At 45.0% G+C, this 16414-nt stretch carries 18 protein-coding genes and 2 pseudogenes; 14 read left to right on the forward strand and 6 right to left on the reverse strand.

The window, feature by feature from the left end; translation table 11 throughout:
* Nucleotides 1-58: 58 nt before the first annotated feature.
* Nucleotides 59-1129 (reverse strand): annotated as a pseudogene (locus tag QUB63_RS01175) (IS630 family transposase).
* 129 nt (nt 1130-1258) lie between these two features.
* Here QUB63_RS01175 and QUB63_RS01180 point away from each other — a divergent pair.
* Nucleotides 1259-1474, forward strand: a complete 216-nt coding sequence (locus tag QUB63_RS01180; protein ID WP_332942934.1) for a DUF4258 domain-containing protein — start codon at nt 1259-1261, stop codon at nt 1472-1474.
* A 66-nt stretch (nt 1475-1540) separates the two neighbouring features.
* On the opposite strand, the gene QUB63_RS01185 is transcribed toward QUB63_RS01180, so the two are convergent.
* A complete protein-coding gene (locus tag QUB63_RS01185) occupies nt 1541-1972 on the reverse strand; it encodes a hypothetical protein (protein WP_332942935.1) in 432 nt (143 codons plus the stop codon).
* Nucleotides 1973-2063: 91 nt separating this feature from the next.
* Between QUB63_RS01185 and QUB63_RS01190 the strand changes: the two genes are divergently transcribed.
* The 11 genes and pseudogenes from QUB63_RS01190 to QUB63_RS01240 all read left to right on the forward strand — a co-directional run bounded on the left by QUB63_RS01190 (nt 2064) and on the right by QUB63_RS01240 (nt 9827).
* Nucleotides 2064-2324: a hypothetical protein gene (locus QUB63_RS01190; protein WP_332942936.1), complete on the forward strand. Its 261-nt coding sequence runs from the start codon at nt 2064-2066 to the stop codon at nt 2322-2324.
* Nucleotides 2325-2676: 352 nt separating this feature from the next.
* A complete protein-coding gene (locus QUB63_RS01195; protein WP_332942937.1) occupies nt 2677-3498 on the forward strand; it encodes a prepilin peptidase in 822 nt (273 codons plus the stop codon).
* A 70-nt stretch (nt 3499-3568) separates the two neighbouring features.
* Nucleotides 3569-3790, forward strand: a complete 222-nt coding sequence (locus tag QUB63_RS01200; protein WP_332942938.1) for a hypothetical protein — start codon at nt 3569-3571, stop codon at nt 3788-3790.
* Between the two features lie 223 nt (nt 3791-4013).
* Nucleotides 4014-4967, forward strand: coding sequence for an acetyl-CoA carboxylase, carboxyltransferase subunit beta (gene accD, locus QUB63_RS01205; RefSeq protein ID WP_332942939.1), 954 nt, complete (start codon nt 4014-4016; stop codon nt 4965-4967).
* A gap of 485 nt (nt 4968-5452) precedes the next feature.
* On the forward strand, nt 5453-5644 hold the full coding sequence (locus QUB63_RS01210) for a translation initiation factor IF-2 (RefSeq protein WP_332942940.1): 192 nt from the start codon (nt 5453-5455) through the stop codon (nt 5642-5644).
* Between the two features lie 151 nt (nt 5645-5795).
* The gene (gene psbV, locus QUB63_RS01215) at nt 5796-6284 is read left to right on the forward strand and encodes a photosystem II cytochrome c-550 (RefSeq protein ID WP_332942941.1); all 489 of its coding nucleotides are present in this window, start codon (nt 5796-5798) and stop codon (nt 6282-6284) included.
* Nucleotides 6285-6431: 147 nt separating this feature from the next.
* Nucleotides 6432-6932: a photosystem II cytochrome PsbV2 gene (psbV2, locus tag QUB63_RS01220; protein WP_332942942.1), complete on the forward strand. Its 501-nt coding sequence runs from the start codon at nt 6432-6434 to the stop codon at nt 6930-6932.
* Nucleotides 6933-7059: 127 nt separating this feature from the next.
* On the forward strand, nt 7060-7398 hold the full coding sequence (petJ, locus tag QUB63_RS01225) for a cytochrome c6 PetJ (RefSeq protein WP_332942943.1): 339 nt from the start codon (nt 7060-7062) through the stop codon (nt 7396-7398).
* 455 nt (nt 7399-7853) lie between these two features.
* A complete protein-coding gene (locus QUB63_RS01230) occupies nt 7854-8921 on the forward strand; it encodes a CHAD domain-containing protein (protein WP_442922314.1) in 1068 nt (355 codons plus the stop codon).
* A gap of 310 nt (nt 8922-9231) precedes the next feature.
* Nucleotides 9232-9519 (forward strand): annotated as a pseudogene (locus QUB63_RS01235) (DUF6883 domain-containing protein); the annotation flags it as partial.
* The gene (locus QUB63_RS01240) at nt 9516-9827 is read left to right on the forward strand and encodes a DUF4926 domain-containing protein (protein WP_332942944.1); all 312 of its coding nucleotides are present in this window, start codon (nt 9516-9518) and stop codon (nt 9825-9827) included. The pseudogene QUB63_RS01235 and the gene QUB63_RS01240, both read left to right, overlap by 4 nt.
* A gap of 121 nt (nt 9828-9948) precedes the next feature.
* On the opposite strand, the gene QUB63_RS01245 is transcribed toward QUB63_RS01240, so the two are convergent.
* Together QUB63_RS01245 and QUB63_RS01250 are read right to left on the reverse strand one after the other, a co-directional pair.
* Nucleotides 9949-10188, reverse strand: a complete 240-nt coding sequence (locus tag QUB63_RS01245) for a hypothetical protein (protein WP_332942945.1) — start codon at nt 10186-10188, stop codon at nt 9949-9951.
* A gap of 47 nt (nt 10189-10235) precedes the next feature.
* Nucleotides 10236-10679 carry a hypothetical protein gene (locus QUB63_RS01250; RefSeq protein WP_332942946.1) on the reverse strand — a complete coding sequence of 148 codons (444 nt, stop codon included), beginning with the start codon at nt 10677-10679 and terminating at the stop codon, nt 10236-10238.
* A 610-nt stretch (nt 10680-11289) separates the two neighbouring features.
* On the opposite strand from QUB63_RS01250, the gene QUB63_RS01255 reads away from it, so the two are divergent.
* Nucleotides 11290-12693 (forward strand): NB-ARC domain-containing protein, encoded by a 1404-nt coding sequence (locus QUB63_RS01255; RefSeq protein ID WP_332943259.1) that lies wholly within the window; start codon nt 11290-11292, stop codon nt 12691-12693.
* Nucleotides 12694-12785: 92 nt separating this feature from the next.
* Entirely contained in the window at nt 12786-13661 is an 876-nt protein-coding gene (locus QUB63_RS01260; RefSeq protein ID WP_332942947.1) for a Uma2 family endonuclease, read from the forward strand.
* A 112-nt stretch (nt 13662-13773) separates the two neighbouring features.
* Here the strand turns inward: QUB63_RS01260 and QUB63_RS01265 are convergent, their stop codons facing one another.
* Together QUB63_RS01265 and QUB63_RS01270 are read right to left on the reverse strand one after the other, a co-directional pair.
* A complete protein-coding gene (locus tag QUB63_RS01265) occupies nt 13774-14271 on the reverse strand; it encodes a 2TM domain-containing protein (RefSeq protein ID WP_332942948.1) in 498 nt (165 codons plus the stop codon).
* Between the two features lie 134 nt (nt 14272-14405).
* On the reverse strand, nt 14406-16001 hold the full coding sequence (locus QUB63_RS01270) for an outer membrane protein assembly factor BamB family protein (RefSeq protein ID WP_332942949.1): 1596 nt from the start codon (nt 15999-16001) through the stop codon (nt 14406-14408).
* Between the last annotated feature and the right edge of the window lie 413 nt (nt 16002-16414).

Consider the following 16414-nt stretch of genomic DNA (forward strand, 5'->3'; position numbering starts at 1 on the left):
CAAAATTTTTGAGAAATGGTATCATTTGGTATCATTGCCTAGATATAATACCATTTTTTTAAAGATGTGATAGAGATAAAGAATGTAAAATCCAAGACCATCCGGTGAGAAAACCAATGACACGCTCCGTGAAAGATGCCAAAATTTCCTGGACTTTTATGCGGAGTTCGTCAAGATTACTAAACACCGACTTTCGCTAAAAAATCTTTGAGATATTCCCACACTCTTTCTGTGGGATTTACTTCGGGGCAAGCCGGAGGCTGAAATAGTAAAATAACATTGTCGGGTAATTCAGATGAGCTTAAATTATGAGCGGGTGCGTTATCTACTTGAATGATGTGTAATTCATGAGGATATTGTATTGACAAAAGTTGTAAATATGCTTCAAAACAAACTTTGTCTAAATGCGAAAACTCCCAAAAAAAACTTTTTCTCTTTTGGGATCGATACTGCCCCATACAGCCAAAAACACTCTTATTTCCATTGATGCTTTCCGATTGGCTTTACGCCGGAAAGCGTCAGGCGCCGACGAATTGTATGCAGCCCTATCCGCGTTTCATCACGCTCACCAATAAGTGACTTTTTTATATTTGTTTACTTGAGGTAAAGATTTGTGTAGTAAAGCTTTTATCTGTTGATGCAAGTTATTTTTAAATTCATTAATTGCCGTAGATTTCTGAGAAATACTGCGAGGTCTTGGAATTTTTAATTTACTTTTTAATTCCCCTCTTACTAAAGAATATACAGCCGGGTAACTACTGGCTATTCCTTTAATCAACCAGAGCCAAAGATGAACTTCTTTATAACTCTTAAATCCTTCGGGGTCTCTCAACTCTTGTTGCAAGGTCGCTGCTATTTCAACTGAGAACTTTTTTGGGCGACCGAAAACCTGCCTATTTTTTAACAAATTTTTCAGACCGCCCTTTCTATATTGGGAGAGCCAGCGATGAATCGTTGCCTCACTTTTACCTAAAACTGCGGATACTTCCCGCACAGTTTCTACTTGTTTTGACTGAAATAAATAAAGCATTTGAACTTTGTTATAAGCTAGGATTATTTTTTGCTGTTTGAGGATTTCTCGTAAATTTTCTACAGATTCGGTAATCTTTATATGAGGACGACCCGACATTGTAATGCTCTCCTTTAGTTTTTACACAAGTCTATCACATCTTTAAAAAAATGGTATAACATTAATCAGCCAGTCCCTCGCAACGATATTAACCGTATCCGAGAAAAAATTCGCCTCCGCCAGTACGATATGTCAGCCCGCGCAATGGAAGAAATGGCTGAGGATTTGCTGACCATCTTGGATGTGGAAGAGGCGATTCTCAACGGTCAGATTATCCGGGTTGAAAAAGGCGACCCCAGAGGTACAAAATATGTAGTAGTGGGGACTGCACTGGATAGACAAACACCTGTTGCAGTGGTTGGACGTTTCGCTAGTAACCGACGTTATCTAATCATCACGGTTTAGGAACTCACTGAACTTGAGGCCTAATCCTATGTATCGATACCGATGTGAGTATTGCGGAGGAACTGTTCAACCCCGCACTGTCAAGCGCGAGGCATTCAAACATAAAAATGGATTTGTAATTCTTGAAAATGTGACAATTTCAATCATCGAGGCAAAATAGTCGTTAATCACGCCCAGCAGCGTTTGGGCGCCCTTGCGCCCCAGGGCCGCATTCGCTTCCAACAGCGACGTAAACCCTGCTAAATCGGTAAACAGCAAAGTGCTTGTTTGCCGCTGGTAGCGCACCTCCCCCGGGTGGGGCACAGATTCGGAGACGGGTCTGGGCACGTAGTCGTGGAGGATGTAGCGGAGAGTGCGCAGGTGCTCGAAAACCCCCATTAGCGTCGCGGGGGACGGATCTACCCACGCTGCAGCGTACAGTTCGGCGGAAAGGAGCGCTCGCAGCCGCAGTTCGATCGCAGCTAAGGGAGGATTGTAAGTTAATCTATTAATTTCCACATTCTAGTCTATTCTTTAAAAAATAAGGTCAGTTCGATCGAACTAGAGCCAACACCAATAGCTAGACTTATACCATTATCATAAGTTTCCAGTGACCCGATACCAGCCTAACTCACAACCTAGGATAGAAATTTCCGAAAGTCACAGCTTGCTAGCTCCTGATTTGATCCGAGTAGCTCGATCGGCATATAGTATGTATCTGAAAGTGCATTCCGAGCAGATGCAGCGTCCTGTTGGTGTAGTTGTCTGTCACGGAAGCGATCGAGGCCAGCTAATTTTTGCTTCGCAGCCAGTTTTATTGCCCGGTGAACGTTTTGTTAGTTTTGACGAATTTGAATCTCAAATGTATTAGGCAGTTGACAGTTGACAGTTGACAGTTGACAGTTGGTAGTTGGGAATTGGTCATTGGTAACAGCTTAAAATCAAAACAGATCGCACAATTGCAAAAAAAGGTTCGATCGTTCGGACTTTAGTCCGCATCCAAATCCGAGAATTTGGTAACAGATTAAAATCAAAACACATCGCACAATTGCAAAAAAAGGTTCGATCGTTCGGACTTTAGTCCGCATCCAAATCCGAGAATTTGGATCTATCGCTACAAACGTAATTAGTAATTTACCGGGCACAATCTAACAACTAACAACTAATAAATAACCACAGTCAACAGTCAGCAGTCAACAGTCAACAGTCGTACCCCCAACTTAATGGAAATAATCTTTAATTGCCTTGTCACCGCGATCGTCTTTGTTATCGGCTCGGCGATCGGCAGCTTCCTGAATGTGGTAATCTATCGGTTGCCTGCAGGTTTGTCGGTGATACACCCTCCCTCTCGCTGTCCCAAATGTTTAAATCAACTCAGAACTTACGAAAATATACCCGTGCTCGGTTGGCTGTGGCTGCGGGGACGCTGCAATCACTGCCGCAGTAAGATTTCTGCCCGCTATCCGCTGGTGGAAGCCGCTACGGGTTTGCTGTTTTTGCTCATCTTCGGGAAATTTGGGGTGAGCGTGCAAACTCTAGGTTTGTGGGTTTTGTTTAGCTGGCTGTTGGCTTTGTCTTTGATTGATTGCGATACAATGACTTTGCCGAATTCTTTAACTCGCTCGGGTTTGGTGCTCGGATTGGTTTTCCAAGTATTGAAGGGTTGGTGGCCGACCGGAAGCCCGATCGACTCAGTACACTATCTTGTACTAGACGGAATTTTGGGAGCAGTTGTCGGGTTGTGGCTGTTTGACGCGATCGCACTTGCAGGATCGATCGGCTTGGGGCAGACTGCTATGGGGATGGGAGATACCAAATTGGCCGCCGCCCTGGGAGCTTGGCTTGGCTGGAAACTCTTGCTGCTAGCGGGATTTCTCGCCTGTGTAGCTGGGGCTTTTGTCGGCGGTGGGGCGATCGCGATCGGATTGCTCTCACGGCGTCAACCCATGCCCTTCGGCCCGTTTCTGGCTCTCGGTGCAGCAATTACGGCTCTGTGGGGCGAAGCGATCTTATCTACTTACTTGCAGTTGTTTTTCCCGAATTAGGGTTTGCGATCTGCAGGTAAAAAGCGCGATCGAACATAATATCGGTTCATATAATTGGTAAAATTGTCCCGTGTCTTGGATTACACTTAAAACGACTAGCTTTCGGTGGGAAGCGGAATTAATGCAGCAGCTCCTGGCTGGTCATCAAATCCCCGCTCGGATTGTAGACTTGGGCATAGCATCTTATTTTGGGGCAGGAAGTGCTACAGCCCTGCAAGTTCTTCCAGAACACCAGCGAACTGCATCGCTGCTCATCAGTCCAGTTGAAGATGAGCCAGAATCTGATGATTAGTTATTAGTCAATAGTCCTTAGTAGATAAATGATATCGTTGACACGAGCATCGGAATAATGATTTTCGGAGCGGGGCGCTCGCGCTCTGGCGCTCTATAGTATAATTCCCATGTAACCGGATTTGAGATCGCAACTGGCAATTGACAACTAACAATTACCAATTCCCAATTACCAATTACCAATTCCCAATTACCAACTACCAATTACCAATTCCCAAGTTTTAATGTCTCTATTTGATTGGTTTGCAAATCGACGAAAATCAGTACCGAACTCCCAAGAACGGCCGGAACGAGAAATTGCCGACGGACTTTGGCATAAATGCGAAGCTTGCGATGCCCTGAGCTATACCAAAGACCTGCGAGCAAATCAAATGGTTTGCTTGGAATGCGGGCATCATATCAGAGTTTACAGCGACGAGCGCATCGAGCAGTTGATCGACCCCAATACCTGGATGCCCATTAACGCAGGACTGCACGCCACCGATCCCCTGAAATTTCGCGACCGGAAAAAATACAGCGATCGACTGCGAGAATTTCAAGAAAAAACAGGCCACCTAGACGCCGTAGAAACAGGCACCGGCAAACTCGAAAATTGGCCGGTCGCCCTCGGAGTCATGGAATTTCAGTTCATCGGCGGCAGCATGGGCTCAGTTGTCGGAGAAAAGCTGACTCGCCTCATCGAACACGCCACGCGGGAACGCTTACCCGTACTCATTGTCTGCGCTTCCGGCGGTGCGAGAATGCAGGAAGGAATGCTCAGCTTGATGCAAATGGCTAAAATTTCCGGGGCTCTGGAGCGCCACCGGGAAGCGAGACTGCTTTATATCCCAATTTTGACCCACCCGACCACCGGGGGCGTCACTGCCAGTTTTGCCATGCTGGGAGACATTATAATTGCAGAGCCAAAAGCTACTGTGGCCTTTACGGGCGGGCGGGTAATCGAGCAAACTCTGCGGGAAAAGCTGCCGGAAAATTATCAAACTTCCGAATACTCCTTCGCCCACGGTTTTGTAGACTCGATCGTACCCCGGACTCAATTAAAGAAAACTCTCGCTCAGCTTATCAGCCTCCACCAGAAAGAGCCTTTCTTGGCAAACTCGGAATTCCCCGCCCTTCATGCTAGCGACAGCCACCACGCTGTGCCCGCGCCGGCTCACGCGAATCTGCTTTCTCCCTAAGCTGCTGCGCCTCCCGCCTCCTGTCGTGGAGCACTCAAAATTTTAGACTCCTGTTTAAGCCCCAGATTGCATCTGTGGAGTAAATCTAAAATCTAAAATCTAAAATCTCAAATCGCCTGAGTGTCTGTTGGTGAGTCTGGGGGAAAGACCAAAATTTCAGAGGAATTGCGAAAAAACCCAGGTTTATAGGAAAAATATTAAGTTTGGTAGCAAGACATTCACGGAGACACCAGGTTTTCAGCCCCGCGTACAAGTCCTATTGGTAATAAGGACGCAGCAGTGGGATGATATTGATTGGAAGTTGATTGGCCCCTCTGTTTGGCTGGGCAAAAATGCCTAGTGGCAGTTAGCGGTTAGTTAGCTGGCGATCGCACAAAATCCCAGAACTTGCCTAACAGACGGGAGCTAACAGCGCTTTGCTAAATTGTCCAGCTTTCAGTCAATAGCCGTCAACTTAATTTTGACCAGTCAGCGACCTAAAAATTATGGGTTTTGCAGACCTGTCCATCGCAGAAATAGCAGAAGACTTCAACGTCCCTGTTGAAGACGTGCTCCGCTTGTGCGACGAGTTGGAAATTGCCTACAAGCACCCTCAAACCCGCTTGGCTTTGGAGGATGTTAAGGCAATTATGTCCGCTCTCGAAAAAAGGGGCGACTCAAAACGAATTGCAGATTAGATCGATCGCAAAATTCCTCTACCTTATATAAGGTAAGGCTGCACAAACTTTCGCCAGTTGCCGCAGAAGGAGGGAATTTTGAACAGAAATCTGTTTGCCAGATATGCTCTCTTAGCGTTCAATAATTTGCCGGATTTTTTTAAGGAGAACCATGCTTAAAAGATATTTCATTGCTCTGACCGCTGTATTCTTGACATTTCAATTATTTGTCAGCAGCGCGATGGCTGTCGAACTGAGCCCTGAACTTCGCACTGTGACTTTGAATGACAAGGGCGCTCCGGTAGTGCTGAGCCTCAAACAAGTCCAGCAAGGCAAACGCCTGTTCAACTCGGCTTGCGCTCAATGTCACGCTGCGGGCATGACAAAAACTGACCCGAACGTGAATTTGAGCCCGGAAACTCTGGCTTTGGCCAACCCGCCCCGCAATAATATTGAGTCGCTAGTGGATTACATGAAAAATCCCACGACTTATGACGGGTTTGAAGAAATTTCGGAAGTTCATCCGAGCATGAAGAGCGCGGATATTTTCGCTGAGATGAGAAATCTCTCGGATGAGGATTTGTACGCGATTGCCGGTCACATTCTGTTGCAGCCGAAAATTGTCTCCAAGCAGTGGGCGGGTGGCAAAGGCGCTCGTTAATCCATTTTAAATTTTAGATTTTGGATTTTGGATTGGGAGAAGGCTGGGCTTTGGCCAGGATTGCGGGCTGGCCGTTTTCCGCTCTAAAATCTGAAATCTAAAATTTACGTCCTGCTCATTGATGATCGCAAAAGGTTGTAGTCGCTCATGCTGCGTCGCGGTGTTTTTGTCTGCTTTCTGTTGGGAATTTTAATTATTTTGCCGATCGTGCTGCTGGCACCTCAACCAGTCTTGGCTGCTGCCGATTCTTATGTGACTCGCTATTTGAAAGTCAGCGAACCTGTAGCACTGGAATTGGACTCTGAGGGACACACTCGGTTATTTTCGGCTGAGGATTTGTCGGCAGGCAAGCGGTTGTTTGAGCAAAACTGCCTCAACTGTCATGTCGGGGGAGCCACTTTGCCCGATCCGACTGTATCTTTGTCTTTGAAGGCTCTGGAGGGCGCAACGCCTGCCCGCAGCGACATCAATAGTTTGGTGGCGTATCTGAGAGAACCGATGACTTATGACGGCAGTGAGGAAACTTTTTGGTGCCGCCAAGTGCCGGAAAGCTGGATGCGCCAGACTGAAATTGAAAATTTGGCTGCTTTTGTGCTCCGGGCCGCAAAGATTGCTCCGGGATGGGGTATCGATAATCTTGAGAGTTGAATCGCCACTGCCAAAAAAGTGGTAAATTACTCGGGAGAAAGCAATCGCGTAGTGGCGATCGCGCCTGTTTTAACAGGTAAAATATCTAAAGAATCACCCTTTGCGTGTCCATTAGAGGAGAACTGCGTTGAAAAGACTCTTATCGATCGCCCTGTTAGCGTTCGCAATTTTGACTGTGGGCTTCGGCCGCCCTGCATTGGCAGGTGATGCTGTTAAAGGATCTAAAATCTTTAGCGCCAACTGTTCTGCTTGTCACATCGGTGGCGGCAACGTCGTTATGGCCATGAAAACCTTGAAAAAGAGTGCTCTTGAGAAGTACGGCATGAATTCTCTCGAAGCTATTACCACTCAGGTAACTAAGGGCAAAAATGCTATGCCTGCTTTCGCCGGCCGCTTGAAGCCCGAACAAATCGAGGATGTAGCCACCTACGTGCTCGAACAATCTGAGAAAGACTGGAAAGGCTAAACTGCCTCTTGGAAGTCGGACAAGCTGGGCGGACTTGATTTAATTTAAAACTTGTCTTCCCGATCGCACCCTCTCTCTCCCTTTGGTAAATAAATGTCGGGCCTTGAGCGATCTTAACCTATTGGGGAAAGCGCGCCAGAAATCAGACGTTTATTAGCCCAAGGGCGGGGGAGGGAATTTTATTTTAGATTAAAGATTAAAGATTAAAGAATTGAAGATTTTAGATTCGAGATTGCTAAATGGGGCGTCGAAACCCGGTTTCTGAGAAAAATTTGCGATGCGGAACGAGAAATATACGAAGAAACCGGGTTTCTGAACTCGCAAGTGCGATCGCGAATTAATTACTAAATGCTGACTTTGGATAAATTGTCAAGCACTTTACATTAAGATTTATTATGGCTGCGGTTCATGAATAAAAAGTGTGTGCTAGGATGTAAAACCTTATTAGAAAAACCTTGAAATCAAAATTAAAGTCGATCGCGAAAGTGGACTCTACACCTACCATGAACGTAAAAACATCAGCAAAAGTTAAAACTCAAGTTAAAACTCTCGGAGACGCGGCCTCTGTCGCGATTGACAAGTATTTCCGCAAAACTGTAGAGCACGAGGATGAAGTTATCAAAGACAAAGATCCAGAAGAACTTCATCAAATGCGAGTCGGAATGCGGCGTTTGCGATCGGCTGTAACGGGTTTTGCTCCGGTTTTAGACTTGCCAAAAGAAGCTTCTGAACGCAAAATTGGTAAGGTGGGGCGGATTCTGGGAACGCTCAGGGATTTGGATGTGATGCTCGAAAGTCTCCAAAACCGCTATTACCCGAATTTGCCAGCCGAGGAACAGGAAGTTTTGGATGAGGCTTTGTTGAATTTGCTCAAACAGCGCCGTCGGGCTTTGAAAGCGGTGAGGGCTGTTTTGGAACACAAAAGTTACCAGTCGCTGAAGGAGTCGATCGAGAATTGGGTAGAAAAACCGCTGTTTCGGGCGATCGAACATTTGCCAATTGCTGAGGTTTTGCCGGATTTACTGTTACCTCAAGTCAGCGAGTTTTTCCTGCATCCTGCTTGGCTGCTGGGCACGGAATATGAGGATGGGAAAGTTAAAGTTTCTGATGATTTGAATGAGTCTGCTGTGGAAGAGAAGTTAGCAGCGGAGGGAACTATTCTGCACGATTTGCGGAAGCAAGCTAAGCGGGTTCGCTATTTGATGAATCTGTTTGGCGATTTTTACGGCGCGACTTATGAAGCTTATGTGGAAGATGTGAAAGCTGTTCAGGAATGTTTGGGCGATATTCAAGATTGTGAAGTTTTAGGGGAGTTTCTGACAGATTTTGTCGATCGCGATTTGCAAAAAGAGTTGCCGAAACTGGCTGGTTTGTTGGCCCAAAAGCGCTACGGGGCTTGGCAAAAATGGCAGGTTTTGCAGCGCAGGTATTTGAATTCGGAAATTAGGCAAGGTTTGCGATCGACCTTAATTCATCCTGCGGTTGATGATGCAGCTTCGGGAGATTCGCAGCCGGAAAGTTAGGTTTTCCGGGCGAAGAAAGTGCGTGAAGCGTAGCTATCCCGTAGGGAATCGGCTGCGGGGACTAGAAGCCGGACACGACAATGCCGTGCCCCTACAAATATGACCTACAATAACAGATATTCGTAGGGAAACGGCAGTGCCGTGTCCTTCATCGTGTAACTCAAGAAAGGGCGATCGCACTTCAGGAAAGAAAGGGCGATCGAACTCTAATTTCTCCTGTCTGCTAAAATAGAACTAACGCGGGGTGAGAAGGATGAAACTGGGAGATATTGTTAGCAGTGTAGCAGTTGATTCTTGAAAATTAACGGAGTATGCTCTTAACCCAGACAACCCCGTAGGTGGCGATAAGGCTTTGATGTTCCAACTTCATCTGGGATTTACTAGAGACAATTATCAGGAACTCTTACAACAAATTCAGACAAAAGCACTCTCATTTGAAGCAATTTTACAGCGAACTGACCTGCATGGGGAGCATTATCGTGTAGATTGGGAAATTACAGGCATTGAAGGACAGCGAGAGATTGTTCGCACGGGTGGGGTAGTACCGCCCAATAGTAATGCGGCTAGATTGACAACTTTATATGTAAGGAGGAAATGATACAGCCTGAACTCTTTGATGTTGTTGAATTGTTAGTAAATTTGCCTGAAGATCGTCTTCATTCAGGAGACAAAGGGGCAATAGTGGAATGCTACTCCGATCGCACTTATGAAGTGGAGTTTACCAATGAAGAGGGAGAAACTGTAGCTTTGCGTGCGTTATCAGACGAGCAATTTATTGTTGTTTGGAAAGCGAGTACAAACAACTGGCTGTCAATATCAGAGAAAATTACAGCAATTATTAATCATTTGCCCGAGCGCTCTCAGGAAGAAGTGTTAGAGTTTGCTGGTTCTTTGTATCGGCGGTAGTTGGTTGGAATAAAGGGCGATCGCTCTTGCGGATGAAGTAAAAGAAAGGGCGATCGCGCTTTAGGAAAGCAAGGGCGATCGCTCTTTTGCTAATAAGTAAATTCTACTTTTCTCATTAGATTTAGTTGAAAGCAGCCGGAACTAATTTAATGCCTTGTTGATCGGCCAAATAAACTCTGTGTCTGCCGTCACACAATTCGTAAGGAGGTGTACCGCGATAGAGAACAATTGGATCGTCTTTATCGTGAAGCAGATTTGATAAAGATTCGGAAGAATTTTCTATAGCGCGTATTTTTGCTGGATTGAGTTCACTCAGATTGGGAACTCTAATATCTGACATCTTTACAGGCAAAGTTTCCATGTTATTTTATCCAAAAATAGCTTTTTGTAACTACTATACAGATTTGATTAATACCTCCTCAATGCTTTTGAGATAGTCTGCTCAAAGCTATCACACTCTTGAATTAATTTCATTACAACTTTTTGGAAGTATGACACGTCAATCAAACTGATTTCAGCATTGTGCATGATCGAAAAAGTTGGTCGGTCATTAATCTGTTCTATACTCCAGAAACCTATTTTATACTTAGAGTTTTCTTTGAGCATAAGTGTAGATATCCATCCCGGAACATCATCATCATTGTTAAACTTAACACCACTCGGCACTGAAAACTCCAGCGTCGTGTCATAGCGGATGATAAAGAGTGTCTGGGTACTGCCAGAATTCATTGTAAAATTGATGATGGTACGGCGATCGTTGATGTCGCTAATGTTCCATCCTAGTTGATTGCAATACCGCTGAATAGTCGAGCGGTAATTATTGCCCGAGAATAAATCTAGATCGATTGCCACGAGAAAACTCCTTATCAAGAAAAATTAGAGGAAGCCACAAACAAAAATTTGATTAAACTTGAGGACACTTGTCAGTCAAAAAATTACAGGCTTCCCCATTCCTCTCTTAACGGTTTCCACTCATATCTTCTATTTGCTGGTGGCTTCTGCAACCTAAAAATTTCTTCTGCTTCTTGAAGACGGGGATTATAAGTTTCTTCGTAAGAAAACCATAAATCATGATTGTGTTCGACAAGCATATGGATCGTCTTGCTCCCGTTCCTATTGTTCGGTTCTAAGTGAGCCAATAGCCTTTCCCGAATGCAGGACTCAGACATCCCTAGGTATGCCGTTCCGTTTGGGAATTCTGCATCATATATCCCATATACACCTTTCATACCTCTTGTAAGTTTATTTACGTTTTCTTTGTTGAATTTGACGGGGCCCATATTTACTGCTTCATTAGTAATTTTTCTTATAATCCCTAAAAATATAAAGTTTTGTCAAGCCGGATAATATCGGAAAATGTCGGTAGTTTTACAAATCACAGTTTAGTAAAAAGTCATAGTTTATCTGGTAATATCGGAAAATGTCGGATACAATAGCTAAAACCCGCACACCACCCCGATCGATGGACGCTGAAGAAATCTTAAAATTTGCCGACAACCTTGTTTTCACCAAAACAGGAAAACACCTCGACAACGTGCAAGAGGCTATATTGCTCGGTGCTTGGCAAGGTCAAAAATACCCGAAAATCGCACAGGAAGCTCATTGCAGCGAAGGTCATGCTAGGGATGTTGCTTCGGAATTATGGAAAATACTTTCAGATGTATTAGGTGAAGCAGTTAATAAATCTAATTTTAAATCCACATTCAAAAGGTTGCACATCTCCAATGTTTCATCACCTATTGGGAAAGCTTTTGTAGGAGTTAATAACATCAATGTCTGTGCAGATAATTTCCAATCTCCAGAAGTTCCAAAAGATCGATCGCCCTCTCCCCCAGAAAACACCCAACCCCAAATACGCCAAGACTTAAGAGACGCACCAGATATCAGCTCATTTTACGATCGCACATCCGAACTCGCCACCCTACAACAGTGGATAATACACGATCGCACCCGCCTAGTTGCAATATTAGGACTCAGTGGAATTGGCAAAACCAATCTCGCACTCCACCTCCTCCCACAAATCCAGCATCAATTTGAATATATAATTTGGCGAAGTCTCGGCACATCCCCAACCCTCCATAATACCCTAAAAAGCCTACTTAAATTTTTATCTAATCTACCAGAAACCGAATTGCCAACAAGCACCGATGAACAGCTATCGCTGCTAATCGACAAATTGCGATCGCACCGCTGCCTCATCATCCTAGACGACGTACAAACAATTCTCAGCAGCGGACAAATAGCAGGCAATTATCGACCTGAATATGAAAATTACAGCACTCTATTCAAACTTATAGGCGCAACTTGCCACAACAGTTGCTTAATGATAAATAGTTGGGAACCGCCTAGAGAAATTGTCGCATTAAACAGAGAAAACGCCCGCGTTCGCACCTTGGCACTCAACGGTTTAGGTGCAGCAGCAGGCGAAATACTCAGAGAAAAAGGTTTACTAGAACCGGAGAAATGGCAAACCCTGATTGACACTTACCGAGGCAATCCCTTGTGGTTGAAAATAGTTGCAGCCATGATTCAAGAATTATTTAGCAGCAGAGTTGCCGAATTCTTAAAATATGATATGCTATTCTTGCCAGAGGAATTGAAAGCAAGATTGCAGCAGCAGTGCGATCGCTTATCAGAATTAGAGAAACAGGTCATGTGCTGCATCGCGAATGAAATCGAGCCTGTTTCAATTTCTAAATTGCTAGAAAATGTGCAATTATCGCCGGACGATTTATGCAAGGCGCTGCTATCTTTGGGAAATCGAGCCTTGATTGAAAAACAAGAACAAGATAATCAAGCGCTGTTCAGTTTATCGCCAGTGCTGAGACAATATGTGAAAACTGAATATTATCGCGAGGGAAGATGAGATGCAATTTGTAACAATAAAACAGTAACGATTCCGCAATAAAAATGCTACATTTTAGATAAATAATCTAAATTTAATTAACTGTTACCGGTATGACTGCTTCTAAAACAAAAGCCTCGACCATAGCAAATCGACTGCCAGACCACACTCAGCTCCCAGAATCCGAGGGAGATACAAACTATACACCAATAACCGATCGCCCTCCCGACCACACTCAACTGCCCGACGAAGACGGTACATTTGTGAAAAACTTTCAGGAGCATCCCCAAAGCATTCTGCTGACTGATGCCATCACCCCGCTATTGCAGCAGCGCCATCGGGACAATCAATATTGCATAGGTCAAGATTGCGGCATTTATTGGCGTTTAACAGAGCCGACAGACAGAGGAGCTGAAGCACCCGATTGGTTTTATGTTCCAAACGTGTCGCCATTAGTTGACGGTCAAATTCGGCGTTCTTACGTGATGTGGTACGAAGCGATCGCACCTTTAATTGTCATCGAATTTGTTTCGGGCGACGGTTCGGAAGAACGAGATGCAACTCCTAAGACTGGCAAGTTTTGGGTTTACGAACAAGCAATTCGCGTGCCGTTCTACGCTATTTATGAAGTGAGTAGAGCCAGCGTAGAAGTGTATCAGTTGCTAACAGGTAACTATCAGTTATTGCCGGCCAACGATCGCGGACACTATCCGATTGCGCCTTTGGGTGTGGAATTAGGAATTTGGCAAGGACAGTATCAAAATGCGGAATTGCCTTGGTTGCGTTTTTGGGACGAAGAAGGCAATTTGTTGCTGACGGGTGGAGAACGAGCCGAACAAGAGGGACAGCGTGCCGATCGCGAGCAACAGCGTGCCGAACAAGAACAACAGGAGAAAGAATTAGCTCAACAACAAGCTGAGCAAGAACGACAGCGCGGCGATCGACTGGCGGCTCAGTTAAGAGCTTTGGGTATCGCTCCTGAAGGGTAAAATTAAGTTGCGCGGGGGCGGGTTTATGAGATTATTGATTTTAGGCAATTATGGTTGGTAAAACCCGCCCCTACAGGATTTATATGTATTTAACCGGGGATTATGTAACTTATCACGACTGCAACCACTTCATAAACTTATCCGTCGCAGTGCCGATCGACTGTCCGACTTGTTTCTTCAAACGCCACCTTTGAAACGCTTGTTCGTAGTCTTCCCCTTCAGTTTGATAAACATTCCAAGCATTCAGCGACAATCCCAATCCCCACGTTAGTAAAATGAAAAGCGACCAAGAAAGCTCGTGCGCTCCTGCTAGATTGAACAAAACTAAAAAAGTATTGATAATGCCGTACTTTGTCACATTTTTCTGCAATTTGCGACGGCGGTAAGTGTTAAAAACCAGCTTTTCTTGAAATTCCCCTCTAGTTGCTAACCATTGCTGTTCCGCCGCCACAATATCCTGTTCGGAAATGCCCAATTCCGCCGCAATCTCGAACAACTGCACTCTGGATAATTCCCCTTCATCCTGTCGCCGGGCGATCGCAAGCTGTAAAATACCCTGGGCATCCTCAGAACCGTAAATTTGATTTATTTGACTGTCATTGGTCGCCATATAACAAGTTTCCTATAATTCCTGAGATCCTTTCTATGATAGAGATAAGCGCTGTTAAACGGCAGGTAGGGACAGTGGCGGATTTCAACACCCGGAAAATGCGGACTCGCATTCCGAACGATCAAACCTTGATTTTAGCCCAAAGTATACATCCAGCCGTCCCGCGCGCAAATCCTCACAATTCCGTCCCAAACTACAGGCGTCGCCTCAAACGACAAACCCGGTTTAAATCTGCCTGATTCTTTTACCTTCAAACGGTAAAACTCGCCTTTAGCATTTTTCAAAGCATTCTTATCCCCCGATTTCGCTCGTTCCCACTTCAAATCGAACAAATAAACACCATTGTATCCCGCACTTATCAGTTTATTGCCATCGGTAAAAATCGGAGTCGAAATCGAAGAACCAATTTCTTTTTTAAACACGATTACCGGAGTATCGTAAGACTGGTTGCGCCAAGGCACAGCATTCTTTTTACCTGTTATCGTATCTTGGGAACCGATGTACAAATTGCCGTCGATCGCATTTGTGGCAAATAGCAGCGGAAACTCCCCAGGATTGTACTCATCATTCAGCGCCACCGAGCCAATTATCCCGCCTTCCCAGCCAGAAAGTCGGCGATTTCCGGTTGGTAAAAACCATTCGACGCTGGCATTAGGTTCTTTGTTCGGATTAAGTTTTAGGACTCCGCCGTTGCCCGCAATGTATTGTTTTTCGATCGCACAAAACAGTTTCCCCGATTTAGAAATTACAGCACTTCCGTCGATATCTGAACCAGTATAGAAATCCCAGACTATCTTTTGAGTTTTAATACTAATACCGTAAATATGACCCGAACCAGCAGAGATAAATATTCTATCTTTGAGCCTTGACGGCGATGATTCCGCTACCAAGTTGCCGCCGTGTTTGCCGATGTCTCCCGCTGCATAAAGCTGCACTTCCGACAATATCTGCGGTTGCTTGATTCCTTGTTTGACTTTGGCTTTGCTGGCAGAACTATTGAGAAAATAGCCAATCGCATTTTCGCCCGCATTGAACAACAGGCCATCACCCAAATACAAAGGACTGCTGTCATTATCCTGGCTGTAACTGGGCGTTCTCTTGATGTCCAACTTCCACAGTTCCTTGCCCGTTCTAAAAGATATTGCCCGAAAACTCGGGACAACATTTTTGCCGCCTCCCCCGCTGCGGCTGCCTTGCAAAATCACAATTCTGTTTTCAGCGGTGGCTGTTTGGTCGATATAAATTGTGGAACTGCCTTTAATTATATCATCAAATTCATAGCGCCAAACTTCTTTATTTGTCGCCATGTCTATTTTGTGCAAATAGTGGTCGAAAGAACCTATAATTAAATAAGTTTTGTCTCGGTCTCTGGTAATTGTTGGCTGTCCAGTCCAACCCGCGCCGCTCCAAATTTGCGATCGCCTTCCCAGAAAAGTCCGGCCGCTTCCCAGTTGAAATTTATCGATTAATTTCAAGCTTTTCGGCACACCTCTACCGTAAAATCTGCGCTGGTCGTTCCCTAAAAAAGTCGGCACTAATAATTCTACTTCTGGAACTACTTTTTTGGTAGGAGCTTTCTTAGTATTAGTTTTTAATACAGCTTGGTTCGAGGGTTCGGCTTGGTTCGAGGATTCAGCTTGGCACTGTTTGAGAACAGCAGGAGGAACGGCCGCACTCAGCAAAAATTGTCCTAGCCGTTGATTGAAGGTTCTGCGAGATGATAAACTCATTGTGGCTCTAAATAATCAGTCATAATATTAAAACATGATTGAGTATAGCCTCGATCGCCCCGAGTGAGGTATGTCTGGTAATGCGTAATGGGTAATGGGTAATGAATAATGGGCCATTCCCTACCCTTCACCGAACCCCGTAGGGGAACCCGATAGCTTCGTCGCGCGTGCTTTTGAACCGCAAGCTTTTCGGTGATTACTGATTGCCGATTACCCAAGAGTCCGCGAATATTTCGCTCATGAGTGCTATATTCGATAAAATCATCCCAAGTACCAGGTTACCATTCTGGGATACTCAAGGATGTTGATGGTATAGCGGTTCTCACTCACATCAGGTATGCCAGATGCGGCTCCCGGGTTTTCACACTACCGAGCGTCTGTACCTCCAGAAACCCTGGAGCTATAGGCGTAAG

Source organism: Microcoleus sp. ARI1-B5 (assembly GCF_036705795.1).
Taxonomy (GTDB): Bacteria; Cyanobacteriota; Cyanobacteriia; order Cyanobacteriales; family Microcoleaceae; genus Microcoleus.

Excerpts from the sequence above, each read along its gene's own strand:
- psbV (WP_332942941.1), top strand. The coding sequence starts at position 5,796 with ATGCTTAAAAGATATTTCATTGCTCTGACCGCTGTATTCTTGACATTT.
- psbV2 (WP_332942942.1), top strand. The coding sequence starts at position 6,432 with ATGCTGCGTCGCGGTGTTTTTGTCTGCTTTCTGTTGGGAATTTTAATT.
- accD (WP_332942939.1), top strand. The coding sequence starts at position 4,014 with ATGTCTCTATTTGATTGGTTTGCAAATCGACGAAAATCAGTACCGAAC.
- QUB63_RS01245 (WP_332942945.1), bottom strand. The coding sequence starts at position 10,188 with ATGGAAACTTTGCCTGTAAAGATGTCAGATATTAGAGTTCCCAATCTG.
- QUB63_RS01260 (WP_332942947.1), top strand. The coding sequence starts at position 12,786 with ATGACTGCTTCTAAAACAAAAGCCTCGACCATAGCAAATCGACTGCCA.
- QUB63_RS01210 (WP_332942940.1), top strand. The coding sequence starts at position 5,453 with ATGGGTTTTGCAGACCTGTCCATCGCAGAAATAGCAGAAGACTTCAAC.
- QUB63_RS01270 (WP_332942949.1), bottom strand. The coding sequence starts at position 16,001 with ATGAGTTTATCATCTCGCAGAACCTTCAATCAACGGCTAGGACAATTT.
- QUB63_RS01255 (WP_332943259.1), top strand. The coding sequence starts at position 11,290 with ATGGACGCTGAAGAAATCTTAAAATTTGCCGACAACCTTGTTTTCACC.
- QUB63_RS01180 (WP_332942934.1), top strand. The coding sequence starts at position 1,259 with ATGTCAGCCCGCGCAATGGAAGAAATGGCTGAGGATTTGCTGACCATC.
- QUB63_RS01240 (WP_332942944.1), top strand. The coding sequence starts at position 9,516 with ATGATACAGCCTGAACTCTTTGATGTTGTTGAATTGTTAGTAAATTTG.
- QUB63_RS01265 (WP_332942948.1), bottom strand. The coding sequence starts at position 14,271 with ATGGCGACCAATGACAGTCAAATAAATCAAATTTACGGTTCTGAGGAT.
- QUB63_RS01195 (WP_332942937.1), top strand. The coding sequence starts at position 2,677 with ATGGAAATAATCTTTAATTGCCTTGTCACCGCGATCGTCTTTGTTATC.